Here is a 14678-nt window from a genome sequence, read left to right on the forward strand (position 1 = left end):
AACTATTCCTCCTATATATGAATGGCCCGATCTTCACTTGCCAGCCCGATTTCCATCAGAATTTCTGACACTGATGGATGTGCATGAACCGTCAAGCCGAGTTCAAGTGTCGATGCATTCATGAATTTTGCCAGAGCTACTTCATTGATGATTTCAGTAACATTCGGACCAATCATCGATAACCCTAGTATTTCATCCGTCTCTTTATCTTTTATGAGTACCGCCTGCCCACTGCTGTCTCCACTGATCACCGCTTTGCCGATTGCGGCAAACGGAACAGCTTTAGTCAGCGTGTCATATCCCGCCTCTTTAGCGACTGCTTCGGTCATGCCGATACTTGCGACTTCCGGACTGGTATAGATACATTTAGGGACTGTATTGTAATCAAGCGTAATCGGTGCAGCATCGTTCATATGTTCAACGGCTATCGTCCCTTCTTTAGTCGCTACATGAGCGAGCTGCAGATTACCGATGACATCACCTACCGCATAAATATGGGAATCATTCGTCTGATAATATTCATTGACTTCAATAAAGTCATTGTTTAATTTAATTTTTGTATTATTCAATCCGATATCCTCACTGTTCGGTTGTCTGCCGATTGCAACGAGTGTTTTTTCAGCATGTATCGTTTCTGACAAATTAAACGTGATTCCTTGATCGTCATGAACGATATTATCAGCTGACAGGCTTTCTCCGATATAGAAATTAATCCCTTTTTTCTCCAGTTCTTTCTGCAGAACCCTGCTGATTTTCTTCTCTTCAGCTGGGATAATGGATGTCCCTGCTTCAATGACCGTCACTTTCACTTCCAGATCAGCCAGTAATGAAGCAAACTCAAGCCCAATGACACCACCACCTATAATCACCATCGAAGACGGCAATGTTTCAAGCGTCATCATATCATCACTTGATAATACTGTCTCATGATTGAACGGTAGAAACGGAAGTTCCCGTGGTTTACTCCCTGTACAAATAAGCACATGTTTGTTGACCAGCAGTTCAGAGTCACCGTTATTATTCTCTACAGATATAGTTCCTGCTTGAGGTGAAAAGATTGAAGGACCAAGGATTCTACCTGTGCCGTTATATATATCAATGTTGTTAGCTTTCATTAAATGCTGAACGCCGCCATACATTTGAGCCACAACGGCATCTTTCCGCGCTCTGATATCTTTGAAATCATAGCTGGCACTCGCTGCCTGAATGCCATACTGCTCAGCGTGTCTAATATAAGAGTAGACTTCAGCAGACTTGAGTAAACTTTTAGTCGGAATACATCCTCTATGAAGACACGTACCGCCTAACTTCTCCTTCTCGACAACTGCAACTTTCATACCTAATTGAGAGGCACGAATAGCAGACACATAGCCTGCTGTTCCTCCACCAAGTACGACTAAGTCATATTCATTGGCCATAATTCTCTCCCTTATTCATATACTTTTGACTGTTCTTCTTGATTCAACACACGACGTACGCCTGCAGCCAGTGCTTCCATTTCTTTTTCTCCGGGCATCACTGTTATACCTGAAATAAACTTGACGCGTTCACTGATCATATTAATCAGCAGCTCACTATAAGCCAGTCCACCCGTGATGAGGATTTGATCGACTTGACCGTTGAAATAGATGCTTGCTGAAGCGATAGATTTAGCAATCTGATAAGCCATTGCTTGATAGGCAAGTAATGCCTCGGCATCCCCTGCCTCAGCGCGCTGCTCAATTGCTACAGCATCAGTCGTTCCGAAATGTGAAACGAAACCACCTTGTTTCGACAATAATGCTGCTACCTCATCAATTGTCAACTGTTCTTCAATGACATAACGGGCTATCTGATTGGCAGGCAGCGATCCAGCACGTTCAGGACTGAATGGTCCCTCACCTGACAGCCCATCATTGACATCAACGACGCGTCCTTTATAGTGTGTGCCGACTGATATACCGCCTCCGAGATGTGCAACGATTAAATTCAATGTCTCATATGATCGATCGATCTGTTCAGCATAGTTTCTAGCGACAGCTTTCTGATTCAATGCATGGAAGATACTTCTACGTTCCAACTGCTTTAATCCTGTCATTTTCGCGATAGGATCCATCTCATCAACGACTACCGGATCAACGATATAGGCAGGTTTACCATATTCCTTCGCGAGCTGAGCACCGAGCAATGTACTGATATTTGAAGCATGACTGCCGTATTTGGATGCTCTTAAATCAGCAATCATAGCGTCATTGATCCTATATGTACCACCGGCGATAGGTTTTAACAGTCCGCCGCGTGCCGCGATGGCGTCAAAAGATGAGATATCATGTTTTTGAAGAAAGTTAATGACAACCTGCAGTCGAAATGCAGTCTGTTCATCTACAGTCCCACTCACCTCACCAACCGAATGTCTCAAAATCTCTGAAATCATGCATGACTCGTTGTCAAATAAAGCTATTTTGGAAGAAGTACTACCAAGATTGATTGTTAATATCCGTGCCATTATTTATTTCTTCTTGAGATCAATGAATGTTCATTTATACTGAACGTACTTCTGACTCTCATCATTTGATCGATTCTTTCTTCAGCCATACGGTCTGCCGCCAGTGCAGTTGAAATATTATCTCTCTTAGCAATTTCAAATACTTGATCCATCTGGTCATAGATCTCTTCAACTTTCTTAGTAGCACGGCCTTCGTTATAACCATGCAGTTCGTCAGCTACATTGATCACACCGCCGGAATTGACGACGAAGTCAGGAGCGTAAATAATTCCTCTGTCAGCAAGCATACTCGCATGTTTTTCAGTTTCTCTCAACTGGTTATTAGAACTACCGCACACGGCTTTCACTTTTAACTGAGGGATTGTATCATCATTTAATATGCCGCCCAGTGCACAAGGTGCAAAGATGTCCGCTTCCACTGAATAAATTTCATCCGGTGCAACGGCTTTTGCGTCAAAAGCTTTTACTGCACGGTCAATGGATTCCTGGTTGATATCTGTGACGATGAGATGCGCTCCTTCTTCATGCAGGTATTCACATAAGCTGTATGAAACGTTACCTACGCCTTGAACAGATACTGTTTTTCCTTCAAGTGAATCAGAACCGAATGCTTCTTTCGCTGTCCGTTTCATCGCTTTATAAACACCAACAGCAGTCATCGGACTAGGATTGCCTGATGAGCCGAAGCTTTCCGATAAGCCGACGACGAAATCTGTTTCCTCGTGAATGGTATCCATATCAGCAACAGTTGTTCCGACATCTTCAGCTGTAATATAACGACCATTTAAACTTTGTACATAGCGTCCTAACGCTCTAAACAATGCTTCAGATTTATCGGTTTTCGGATCACCGATAATAACAGTTTTTCCGCCGCCGAGATTTAAGCCTGCAGCAGCATTTTTATAAGTCATTCCGCGAGCCAGGCGCAGTGCATCATCAATAGCTTCTTCTTCAGATGCATACGGCCACATTCTGCAGCCACCGAGAGCCGGTCCAAGCGTCGTATCGTGAATCGCAATAATAGCTTTCAACCCACTGGCTTTGTCATGACAAAATACTACCTGCTCATAATCATATTGTTCTAGTCTTTCGAAAATCATTTATATTCCCCTTTTCATGATTATATTAACGCATTACTCTTCTGATTTTACATTAAAAACTTTACTAATCAAATATAAATTCAACTAAAGCACGTCAAATGTATTAATTAATTGTTAAATTACTATTAATAATCAAGTGATATTTTATCACTTTTAACCGATAAAGCGCTTTCAATACTGATTCTCATAAAAAATATATTATTCTCTAAGATGATATAAATTATATTATAATAATAATTATAATGTACTCAAAGCAAGGGCTATTGAATGGTACTTATCGCTCGATTTATCTGCTCTGGAAGATAATATAATTGGAATTTTAGCACCTACTACCATACTCGCCACGTCTGCTCCAGCGAGATAAGTCAGTGACTTATACAAGACATTTCCCGCTTCAATCTGAGGCATCATCAATATATCGGCGTCACCTGCTACTTCTGACGTCAGCCCTTTATGTAAGGCTGCTTCTTTGTTGATTGCATTGTCAAGAGCGAACGGACCATCAATGATACCTCCAGTAATCTGCTTTCTCTGATTCATGTGTGAAATCAAAGCTGCATCAACAGTCGACTGCATTTTAGGGTTGATGAGCTCGATGGCAGAAATCAATGCCACTTTCGGCTGGTCATAACCGAGTTGAGCAGCTGTGATTAATGCATTATTGATGATATCTATCTTCTCATCAAGTGTTGGACTGATATTCATACCCGCATCCGTAACCATCAGCATTTTGTGATAGGCCGGAATATTAAAGAAAGCAAGATGACTGAGTTTTCTTCCAGTCGTCAACCGGTAGTCTTTTTTGAGCACTTCTTTTAAGATCACGGGTGTTGCTACGAGACCTTTCATTAACACATGTGCTTCACCCTGTGCGACAGATCTGACAGAACGTTCAACTGATTGCTGTTCAGACAGCGTATGCCGAATATCAATTCGATGATCAATCACTTGATGCTCCTGTTCCAGCAGTGCTCTAATCTGTGTTTCATCTCCGTATAATCTAAAGGTAGCTTCAGTTTCTGCTAATGCTCTGCATACGGCTTTTATGACATCAACATCTGCCGCCTGACAGACAGAAACGACTTTGTTGACTGTCTTACCTGTCCTTAAAATATCGTTAAACTGCATTTATCTCACCCTTTCTCTTATATTGTAACTAATTTGTACAAGTTATCAATTTAATTTGTAAAGAAACTACGGATTGGGCTATAATGATTCAAGGTGATTAACTTGCAAAAAATAATAGCTCTACTTATATTAGTCATCCCGATCTATTTAGCGGGACTTGGAATCAAATGGATGAGAGATGCTGTGTTCGGCGTCCTAGTGCCTGAACTACAGTTTATCTGGCTGCAGTTCGTAATTGGATTAATTCTGGCAGTCGCCGGAATTGCGTTCGTTGGTGGTTATATCCTGCATATGGAAAAGCGAACAGAACGTGTACAAAAAAAATTCATCGACAAGAGCAGAAAATAAGCTCTGTCAGATGAATTTTTTTGTTTTTAAAGCCAGTTCAACATCGTCTGTAATAATGGCGTCAATACCAGAATCAAGCCAGTACTTAATATCGTTCTCACGATTGATCGTATACATGCGGACATTCAGCCCTTCTGCAGCAATTTTACTTGTGAAATCCTTTGAGATGTAGTATGTGTTCGTATGTATACCGTCGAATAAATAGTCAGCGGTCAACAGCCATGGTTGATCTTTATACTTTGAATAGAGATAAGCGGTCTCTATCGCCGGACTTAACTGTTTGACCTTCTGAATAGATGTGAGTTCAAAGCTTGATATGATGACACGGTCATTCAAGTCAAACTGTGATAACAGCGCCATCAACTGTGCTTCAAGAATCCCATCTGTTCGACCTTTAATTTCTATGTTGAGTTCAACTGCTGTATCCTTTATGAGCTCGAGCACTTCTTTTAGAAGCGGTACGCGCTCATATTTCATAAAGCCCGCTCTGATTTTCGCCTGACGGATTTCTGCCAGTGTTAATTGACTTACCACACCTGACCGATGAGTCGTCCGGTCAAGCGTCTCATCATGAATGACCACAAGATGATGATCTTTTGACAGATGCACATCAAGCTCAATACCATCTGCTCCGTATTCAATTGCTTTTTGAAACGCCAGCATCGTATTCTCCGGAAACTTTTTCTTATAGCCGCGATGCGCGAATACTTTGACCATACGTCACCTCATGAGAAATTCAAGCAGTTCTCCAACAGTCGGCTTAGTATATCGCCCTTCTGACTGCCATTTCTGCTCAAATCCTTGTTTCCATGCTTTGTCTATTGAATGACGAATAGCGCGTTCCACACTCGCCGTATTAACTCTGTTAATTTCCGCTATTTCAGGATAAAGTGTTCCAGTCAAATGTTCAATTTTGTCCGGCTCTTTATTGAGAATAACCAACGCATCATAAATATAATGAGTTCCTTTAAGTTTAGTAGAAAACCATTCAGCAATCATCGGCTCAGCTGATGATGCAGGTTGACATAATCGTTCTATAGTCTGCTGGATGACTTCCAGATTCACTGGTTTAATCAAGAAATAATCTACACCAAGAGCCGTCGCCTCTGCAAGCACTGATTCTTTGCCGAACGCTGAAAAACAGATGACCTTGTATGTTCTATCCAACGGCATGTAGTTTTTGACGAGTGTCAATCCATCGATATTTGGCAGAATCAAATCCAGCAGCAGTACATCAAAATTGGCTTCTTCAATGAGTCTGCGGCCATCCATACCATTGTTCGCAACGCCTGTTATGATCATCCCTTGACCAGACAGATGTTGTTTAACTGTCATTGCTAGTTCTTCTGAGTCCTCGACGATAGCAACCTTCACAGCCATCAAGTCATCCCCTTATTATTTTGCTTTATTCTGGGCAATGAGTTCAGCAGCATGTTCCAGAGTTAACGGAGTCACTTCTACACCTGAAATCATACGCGCTACTTCATTGATTTTAGCATCACCTGTCAGTTCAGTGACAGATGTTACAGTACGCTCATCGCGTTCATTTTTCTCGATATAGAGATGATGATCGCTGATGGCAGCTACTTGCGGCAAGTGAGAGATACAGATGACCTGCATATGCTCAGCGATCATCTTCATCTTTTCAGCCATTTTCTGTGCAACCCGTCCTGAAACGCCGGTATCGACTTCATCAAATAAAATAGCTGTCTGTCCTTTATTCTCAGCAAAAATACTTTTCAGTGCCAGCATAATTCTTGACAGTTCTCCACCAGAAGCAATCTTATAAAGTGATTTTAAAGGTTCACCTTTGTTGGGACTGATCATGAACTCCATTGTTTCCAATCCATCTGCAGTCGGTTCCGTTTTCGTGAATGCAAATTCAAAGTTGGCACTTTTCATCTCTAAATGATGAATCTCATCAAGTATGTCATTACGTAACTGAAGCGCATCTTTTCTTCTTTCTTTTGATAAGTCATTCCCTACTTTAATGACCTGCTTGTAAAGCTGATCGATTTCTGCTCTCAACTGGGACGTACTTTCTTCAAGATTTTCAATCTGATTGATTTCTGTTTCAAGTTTTTCAATATGCTGAATCAGTTCACTATGATCCATTCCATATTTACGTTCCAGCTGCTGAATTAAGTTCATGCGTTCTTCCAGTTCATTCAATGTCTGTTCGTCGTAGTCATTCCCCGTCATTTCATCATGAAGTCGATGTTTTGCATCTTCCAGCAGATAGAACGTGTTTTGTGTCTCTTCAACGAGCTGTGTATACTGCCCCGGCAGAATATCATCAATTTCTTTTAGTGACTCTGTAAAATCAAACAGCTTATCGAGTATATTATCCTCTTCCGAAAGATAACCGACTGCTTTAGTCAATTCAAAATTCAGCTTTTCAAAGTTTCTTAAACGATTGATATCTTCTGTCATTGAGTCCTTTTCACCATTGACCAGCTTTGCTTTTGACAATTCGTTATGCTGAAATTTAATCAGATCCAGTCGCTGCAGCAGTGATTCATCTTTTTGCTCAAGCTTTTTCAGTTCATCCTGCTTCTCTTTGTATTCCTGGTATAATGTTTCATATTTCTGCTTAATATTCGAGTAACGGCCTTTGGAATAATCATCGAGCAGTGCTAAATGATATTTAGGTTTTAATAAATGCTGAGTTTCATGCTGTCCATGAATATCCAGCAGTTCCTGCATCATTGTTCTTAATTCATTGAGCGTCACAGTCTGATTATTGATGCGGCATAAACTTTTACCTGTCTTCATGATTTCACGTTTGACGATCATGAAGTCATCAAGCTCAATTCCTTTATCTTCCAGCATCTGCTGAACTGCGGGATTATTGTCTATATCGAATACACCTTCGACGATCGCTTTATCTTCCCCGTGTCTTACAAGATTCTGACTCGCACGTGCACCGATCAGCTGCGAAATGGCATCTATGATAATCGATTTCCCTGCCCCTGTCTCACCGGAAAGAACCGTCAATCCTTCTTTCAGTTCAATATCAAGCTGGTCAATAATTGCAAACTGTCTTATTGACAATGTCTGTAACATATTCTGCCTCCAGTTAAAGCATATTGAATAAGCGTTCCGTCACCAATTTACCTGAATCTTCATCTTTACAAATGATCAGACAAGTATCGTCGCCGCAGATGGTCCCTAAAATCTCTTCCCATTCGAGCTGATCAAGTATAGCACCGATGGATTGTGCATTTCCTGGGAGCGTCTTTAAGACAAGCAGATTCCCTGTTCCTTCAAGCTTTACGAAAGAATCCATTAAATAGCGGCCGAGCTTATCAAGTGGATGATATTTTCGGTCTCTCGGCAGACTATAGATGTATTGACCGCTCGGCGTTGGTACTTTTATCAACTGCAGTTCCTTAATGTCTCTGGAAATCGTCGCCTGAGTCACATTGAGATTAAATTCATTTAATTTTTCAACCAGTTCTTCCTGAGTCTCAATCTGCTGGCTAGATATAATTTCTCGAATTTTGATCTGCCTCATCGTCTTATTCGCCATGTTCATCCCCCAATTGTATATTTATACAATAATCGTAGCATAAAAACAAATATTTGCCTAACAAAAAAACCGTTTAATTGATCAATCAAACGGTCTTTCTACTGTTTATTCTGCAACGACTTGCGCAATCATATCATCACTGATTGATGAAGCTGCTGCGTCATTCGTTAAATAAATTAAATACTCCGTATTACCGGTCGCCCCTTTGATGGGAGATGTCGTCAAACCAAGCGGCGACAACTGCTGCTGCTGAGCGTAATGAATGACTTTTCGGATGACTTTGTGATGGACATGAGTGTCCGTGACAATCCCTTTGTCACCTACTTCATGGCGCTCTGCCTCAAACTGCGGCTTAATTAATGCCACAATTCTCGACTGTTCACGTAAGATTGTTTTTAATGTCGGAAAAATCAGCGCAAGTGAGATGAAACTGACATCAATCGTAGCAAAATCAGGCTGTGGATTAAATTGCTCTATCGTCACATATCTGAAATTCGTCTGCTCCATCACAGTCACTCGTGGATCAATTCGTAGTTCATAGGCCAGTTGATTGGTTCCTACATCGATGGCATAACTTTTCACCGCACCATTTTGCAGTGCACAATCAGTGAATCCTCCAGTAGAAGAACCAATGTCAACATGGATGCTGCCGGTTATATTGAGGTCGAACGTCTGAAGCGCTTTTTCAAGCTTATACCCTCCACGGCTGACATATTTCTTATTTAACCCTTTGACTCTAATTTTAACGGTCTCAGGATTAATTTTTTCAGCAGCCGAATGAAGGCGTTCATGTTCATTGAATACTTTTCCCGCCATGATATAACGTTTCGCTTCGTCTGTCGTTTCAAAATATTCATGATCGACCAGCCACTCGTCAATTCGCTGTTTCTTCATCCGTTTTACCTATCAGCTGTTTCACTTCATCTACAATATGAGCGGTAGTCAATCCGATATCCTGCAACAGCATATCGACGTCACCCTGCTCGATATATTCGTTGTCGATACCCAGTCGTTTGACATCAACGGATTGCTGGTGATCGTTAAAATAACTGACCACCATTGAACCGAATCCCCCAGTAAGCATCGACTCCTCTACGGTCAGAACAGGAATATTTCTCTTTGCTAGTGAATCGAGATAGTCTGTATCCATAGGTTTGATAAATCTTGCATTGACCACTTCTAGATTAATGCCTTCTTTAAGAAGTGTCTCCTGAGCTTCCAGCAGCATCTGTAGTGTCGGTCCGAATGACAGAACAACAGCATCCTTGCCTTCGCGCAGTACTTCCCATTTGCCGTAAGGAATGCCGGCAGTTGGGTCCGTAACCTCTACACCGACCCCGTTTCCTCTTGGATAACGTATCGCAATCGGCCCAGAATATGAATGAAAGGCACTATAGACCATTTTACCTGCCTCGTCTTCATCTTTTGGCATCATCACAGTCATATTCGGCAGATGGCTCAGAAATGAAATATCAAACACCCCTTGATGGGTTTCGCCGTCAGCTCCGACTAAGCCGGAACGGTCGATACCAAATACGACATCAAGATTTTGACGGTCAATATCATGCAGCAACTGGTCATACGCACGCTGTAAGAACGTAGAATAAATTGCCACATAAGGCTTCATTCCATTGGCAGCAAGTCCTCCTGCCATGGTTACAGCATGCTGTTCAGCAATCCCGACATCAAAGAACTGCTGCGGAAGTTGCTGCTGAAACTTCGTCAGTTTACTACCGACAGGCATCGCCGGCGTGATGGCAACGATGCGTTTGTCATGTTTCGCAAGTTCGAGCACTGCGTCACTCATCAATTGACTCCATGAAGGTGCTGCTGCTTTACCGCCAAGCTGTTCACCTGTATCGAGTTTATAAGGTCCAAGACCGTGCCATGTCCCAATTTTGTCGTTCTCTGCCGGCCTGTAACCTTTTCCTTTTTTAGTGATGACATGAATGATGACCGGACCGTTGATTCTTTTAGATGTTTCGATAGCTTCATCCAGTTCTTTGAAGTTATGACCATCAACGGGACCGACATATTTGATGCCGAGCTCCTCAAAAAATACACCTGAGACCACTAGATATTTCAAGCTGTCTTTAATTCTATCTGCTGAATCTCTCAATTTCAGTCCGCCCGGTAGTTTGCTTAAGAAGCCATCGATATCTACTTTAGCGCGGTTATAGTTTTGATTCGTCCGCAGTCGACCGAACATATTATGCATCGCCCCAACGTTCGGCGCAATACTCATTTCATTGTCATTTAGAATAATCGTCATATTCGTGCGGTCATGTCCGATATGATTTAATGCTTCAAGTGCCATACCGCCTGTCAATGCCCCGTCACCAATGACAGGGACTACATGATAATGTTCTCCCATAATATCCCGCGCTTTAGCCATCCCCATAGCTGCAGACAACGACGTCGAACTATGTCCCGCCTCCCAGACGTCATGCTCACTTTCCGATCTTTTAGGAAAACCACTTAAACCATTATGTTGACGCAGCTGATCGAACTGTTCTCCTCTGCCAGTCAAAATCTTATGAATATACGCCTGATGACCGACATCAAAAATCAATTTGTCTTCAGGGCTGTTAAAATGTTTATGAAGCGCAATCGTCAGTTCAACGACTCCTAAGTTGGCACCGATATGTCCACCAGTTACTGCACACTTTTCAATTAAGAACGTTCTAATGTCTTCACTTAACTGAACAAGTTCGTGTTCTGAGAGATTTTGAATTTCTGATGGATTTTTAATTTTCGAAACATCCATTTGAGTTCCACCTACAGTCTAAATAATTAATTAATTTTCATTATAGCATTACACGTCTATATGAACAAAAAAAGCCACTAGGGCTTTTTGATCCATCGTCCATTTACTTCGTCCGTGTAACAATATAATCAAGAAGTTGTTTCATAGCAGCACCATTGTCTGTCAGTTCGTCAACCAGTCGGACAGACTGCTCGTAAACCTCATTCATCGTCTGTTTAGCCACATCCAGCCCAAGTAAAGTGACATAAGTCGATTTATCGTTCAGCGCATCACTTCCTGCACTTTTACCCATTTCTTCGAGATTACCTTCTACATCGAGAATATCATCTTTGATCTGAAACAGTAATCCAACCTTGCTGCCTAATGAATCCAGTTTCTTCATGGCATCAGCATGAAGTCCGGCAATGATTCCCGCGCTTAAAAAGCAGCATCTGATCAGGTCGCCGGTTTTATGCGCATGAACGGTTTCCATTTCAGCAAGAGATAACTGCTTGTTTTCTGCTGACATATCGAGCATCTGCCCGCCGACCATACCACGGCTGCCCGCTGCTTCTGCAATCAATCGAACAAGCTGCACTATAGTATCAGCTGATAACGTATCATCATTCGTCAGCTGTAAGAAACTGTCAGTCAGTAAGCCGTCACCGGCAAGAATGGCTGTTGCTTCACCATATACTTTGTGATTCGTCAGCTGACCTCTCCGGTAATCATCATCATCCATTGCCGGCAGGTCATCGTGAATCAATGAGTAAGTATGAATCATCTCTATAGCTGCCGCTGTTGACAGCCCAGTCCGCGTCTCTTGTCCAAACATTTCAAGCGTGGTCAGAAGAAGCACGGGACGTATACGCTTGCCGCCTGCCATCAACGAATACTGTATGGATTCATCGAGTACATGGTCCAGTGGCTCGTTATATATCTGCTTTAAATAGTTATCGACCAGCTCTATTAATTTAAGATTCATCTTTTACCTCTGAACTGACTTGATTGATTTTCTTTTCAGCTTCAGTCAACTGTGTCTGACATGCTTTGGACAACTTAATGCCTTCTTCGTACAGTTTGATCGATTCCTCAAGAGAAACTTTATCATTATCCAGCTTGTTAACAATTTCTTCAAGCTCTGTCATCATTGATTCAAAGTTTTTAGCCATTTCGATCCTCCTTCAATGCTTCCACAACGGCACTAATTTGACCATCGGAAACTTGAATTTCTATTGCGTCTGAAAGCTTCACGTCGTCTATACTACTAACAATTCCCTCGGCTGTTCTGACGATACTATAGCCTCTCTCCAGTATCCCCACTGGATTGAGACTTGCAAGCAGCTTATGCTGGAATTCAAGAGACTGAGTTAAGCTTTGCAGCTGTCTATGAACAGCGCGTTCCAGCTGCACGTTAAGCTGTGACAAACGCCGGCTGTTCATTTCAATTTGCGAAGCAAGTCGTTCTTTAGACAGTCTGCTGTCAAGACGAACAAAACGCGCACTGCTTTCAGCAAACTTGTCTTTAAGTAAATAGAACATTCTCTGTTCAATTTCATCTTTACGCTGCACCTGCTGCTCAATCAGCAGATTCGGATTCCGGAAGATCGGATGCCCGCTGAGCCGCTGCAGTCGTTGATTTTCATATTTCAGTCGCTGCGTCAACTGCTGCCTTAGAAAAACATCAGTCGATTTGAGCTGATTCATCAGCTCAAACTGGTCCGGGACCGCCATGACTGCAGCACCTGTAGGCGTAGGGGCTCTTAAATCAGCAGCAAAATCACTCAACGTCGTATCCGTTTCATGGCCGACCGCTGAAATAATCGGAGTGTCCGCTTCGTAGATGGCCTGTACGACGTCACGTTCATTAAATGCCCATAGATCTTCTATCGAGCCACCACCACGACCGACAATAATGACATCAACATTCATTGAATCTGCCTGCTTGATGTTTTTGACGATGTTGTCAACGGCGCCTGCACCCTGCACCAACGTTGAAATATAATGGACGTCTGCCAGTGGGTACCGTCTATTGAGTGTAGATTCTATATCGCGTATAGCGGCACCTGTAGAAGCCGTAAGAACCGCAATACTTGCGGGATACTTAGGCAGTTTTTTCTTATGCGCCGGGTTAAAGTACCCTTTTGATTCAAGTTCCTTTTTCAATGCCTCGAACCTTTCGTAGAGCTGACCGACCCCATCAAGCGACATATCATTGACGTAGAGCTGATAGCTGCCCCGCCCTTCATATACAGAGACTCGACCTGTAATCAGAACTTGGTCTCCCTCTTTTGGCGTGAAGCTGATTTTAGCGGCATCTCTTTTGAACATCATGCCATTCATCACGGCTCCACCATCTTTCAGAGCGAAATAAAGATGGCCGCTTGAATGATGCTTGACGTTAGATAGTTCACCTTTGATAAACACATGCTCCAAATAAGGATCCCGGTCAAATTTTGCCTTGATGTACTTAGTGAGCGCACTGATGGATAAATATTCGGTCATTGCAACTTCTGTTTGATGACTTCGCTTAATACACCATTGATGAATTTATAGCTGTCATCATCCCCGTAAGTTTTGGCAAGATTGACCGCTTCATTGACTGCCACTTTTTCAGGCACATCCGTGTAGAGCACTTCAAATACTGACATGCGAAGAATCAGTCGGTCAACTTTGCTGAGACGCTCTAACGTCCACTGCTTCAAGTGCGGTCTAATCGCATCGTCAAGTGCTTGCTGATGCTCTTTCACACCTTCAGCAATACTCTCCATAAAGGAATCACGTTCATTCGGTTCCAGGACAAATGATTTTGCCTCTGTTAATGTAATAGGTTCTTTTGTTTCCATCTGAAATAATACTTTTAATGCTAGTTCTCTTGATTCGCTACGACTCATAATTGTTCTCCTTCAAAAATTGAGAGGATGCATGCATCCTCTTAGTTGTCTTTAAATTTAATATTGATGATATGGACATTGATTTGTTTTGGATTCAATGCAGTCATGTTTTCAAGTGCATACTTAATGTTCTGCTGCACCTGCTTTGCTGTCGCTGATATAGTAGTTCCATAATCAAACGTACAGTAAGCATCTATATAGATATCTTCATCTTTTATTTCAACATTGACACCTCGGGCATTTTTAACACCTAATTTATCGAGGGATTTATTTTTTTGTAACAGTGTTACACCTTTGACTTCGCTGACAGCGATGTTAGCGATCACTTCAATAACGTTAGGCGAAATTTCTACTGTACCTAAGTTCTGTTTAGACATCGTTTCAACCATGATATTGCCTCCCATCGTATAGTACATCTATCATACCATTAATCCGCTGTAATATT

Annotated in this window: 16 protein-coding genes; 1 reads left to right on the top strand and 15 read right to left on the bottom strand. The window is 42.1% G+C overall.

Features of this window, described 5'->3' with window-relative positions; all coding sequences use genetic code 11:
* Nucleotides 1-11 precede the first annotated feature (11 nt).
* The 4 genes from lpdA to AC3IPL_RS05975 all read right to left on the bottom strand — a co-directional run bounded on the left by lpdA (nt 12) and on the right by AC3IPL_RS05975 (nt 4713).
* The gene (gene lpdA / locus AC3IPL_RS05960) at nt 12-1418 is read right to left on the bottom strand and encodes a dihydrolipoyl dehydrogenase (protein ID WP_489239770.1); all 1407 of its coding nucleotides are present in this window, start codon (nt 1416-1418) and stop codon (nt 12-14) included.
* 11 nt (nt 1419-1429) lie between these two features.
* The gene (buk, locus tag AC3IPL_RS05965) at nt 1430-2485 is read right to left on the bottom strand and encodes a butyrate kinase (RefSeq protein ID WP_489239772.1); all 1056 of its coding nucleotides are present in this window, start codon (nt 2483-2485) and stop codon (nt 1430-1432) included.
* A complete protein-coding gene (locus AC3IPL_RS05970) occupies nt 2485-3585 on the bottom strand; it encodes a Glu/Leu/Phe/Val dehydrogenase dimerization domain-containing protein (RefSeq protein WP_489239774.1) in 1101 nt (366 codons plus the stop codon). Before AC3IPL_RS05970 ends, buk begins: the two co-directional genes overlap by 1 nt.
* A gap of 237 nt (nt 3586-3822) precedes the next feature.
* On the bottom strand, nt 3823-4713 hold the full coding sequence (locus AC3IPL_RS05975) for a bifunctional enoyl-CoA hydratase/phosphate acetyltransferase (protein ID WP_489239775.1): 891 nt from the start codon (nt 4711-4713) through the stop codon (nt 3823-3825).
* A gap of 93 nt (nt 4714-4806) precedes the next feature.
* Here AC3IPL_RS05975 and AC3IPL_RS05980 point away from each other — a divergent pair, with 93 nt between their 5' ends.
* Nucleotides 4807-5061: a DUF2627 domain-containing protein gene (locus AC3IPL_RS05980; RefSeq protein ID WP_489239777.1), complete on the top strand. Its 255-nt coding sequence runs from the start codon at nt 4807-4809 to the stop codon at nt 5059-5061.
* Nucleotides 5062-5067: 6 nt separating this feature from the next.
* On the opposite strand, the gene AC3IPL_RS05985 is transcribed toward AC3IPL_RS05980, so the two are convergent.
* The 11 genes from AC3IPL_RS05985 to AC3IPL_RS06035 form a co-directional block, all read right to left on the bottom strand.
* A complete protein-coding gene (locus AC3IPL_RS05985) occupies nt 5068-5778 on the bottom strand; it encodes a glycerophosphodiester phosphodiesterase (RefSeq protein ID WP_489239778.1) in 711 nt (236 codons plus the stop codon).
* Nucleotides 5779-5781: 3 nt separating this feature from the next.
* The gene (locus AC3IPL_RS05990) at nt 5782-6441 is read right to left on the bottom strand and encodes a response regulator (RefSeq protein WP_489239780.1); all 660 of its coding nucleotides are present in this window, start codon (nt 6439-6441) and stop codon (nt 5782-5784) included.
* A gap of 15 nt (nt 6442-6456) precedes the next feature.
* On the bottom strand, nt 6457-8127 hold the full coding sequence (recN, locus tag AC3IPL_RS05995; protein WP_489239782.1) for a DNA repair protein RecN: 1671 nt from the start codon (nt 8125-8127) through the stop codon (nt 6457-6459).
* Nucleotides 8128-8140: 13 nt separating this feature from the next.
* Nucleotides 8141-8593, bottom strand: a complete 453-nt coding sequence (gene ahrC / locus AC3IPL_RS06000; RefSeq protein ID WP_489239784.1) for a transcriptional regulator AhrC/ArgR — start codon at nt 8591-8593, stop codon at nt 8141-8143.
* Nucleotides 8594-8698: 105 nt separating this feature from the next.
* Nucleotides 8699-9487, bottom strand: a complete 789-nt coding sequence (locus AC3IPL_RS06005) for a TlyA family RNA methyltransferase (RefSeq protein WP_489239787.1) — start codon at nt 9485-9487, stop codon at nt 8699-8701.
* Nucleotides 9468-11360, bottom strand: a complete 1893-nt coding sequence (gene dxs, locus AC3IPL_RS06010; protein WP_489239789.1) for a 1-deoxy-D-xylulose-5-phosphate synthase — start codon at nt 11358-11360, stop codon at nt 9468-9470. The genes AC3IPL_RS06005 and dxs overlap by 20 nt, the downstream gene beginning before the upstream one ends.
* 103 nt (nt 11361-11463) lie before the next feature.
* Nucleotides 11464-12324, bottom strand: coding sequence for a polyprenyl synthetase family protein (locus tag AC3IPL_RS06015; RefSeq protein ID WP_489239791.1), 861 nt, complete (start codon nt 12322-12324; stop codon nt 11464-11466).
* Nucleotides 12314-12511, bottom strand: a complete 198-nt coding sequence (gene xseB / locus AC3IPL_RS06020; protein ID WP_489239793.1) for an exodeoxyribonuclease VII small subunit — start codon at nt 12509-12511, stop codon at nt 12314-12316. Before xseB ends, AC3IPL_RS06015 begins: the two co-directional genes overlap by 11 nt.
* Entirely contained in the window at nt 12504-13844 is a 1341-nt protein-coding gene (xseA, locus tag AC3IPL_RS06025) for an exodeoxyribonuclease VII large subunit (protein ID WP_489239795.1), read from the bottom strand. Before xseA ends, xseB begins: the two co-directional genes overlap by 8 nt.
* Complete coding sequence (gene nusB, locus AC3IPL_RS06030; protein WP_489239797.1) at nt 13841-14233, bottom strand: transcription antitermination factor NusB; 393 nt, start codon at nt 14231-14233, stop codon at nt 13841-13843. The genes xseA and nusB overlap by 4 nt, the downstream gene beginning before the upstream one ends.
* A gap of 41 nt (nt 14234-14274) precedes the next feature.
* On the bottom strand, nt 14275-14622 hold the full coding sequence (locus AC3IPL_RS06035) for an Asp23/Gls24 family envelope stress response protein (RefSeq protein ID WP_489239799.1): 348 nt from the start codon (nt 14620-14622) through the stop codon (nt 14275-14277).
* Nucleotides 14623-14678 lie beyond the last annotated feature (56 nt).

It is taken from the genome of Macrococcus sp. GL_134 (assembly GCF_057834705.1).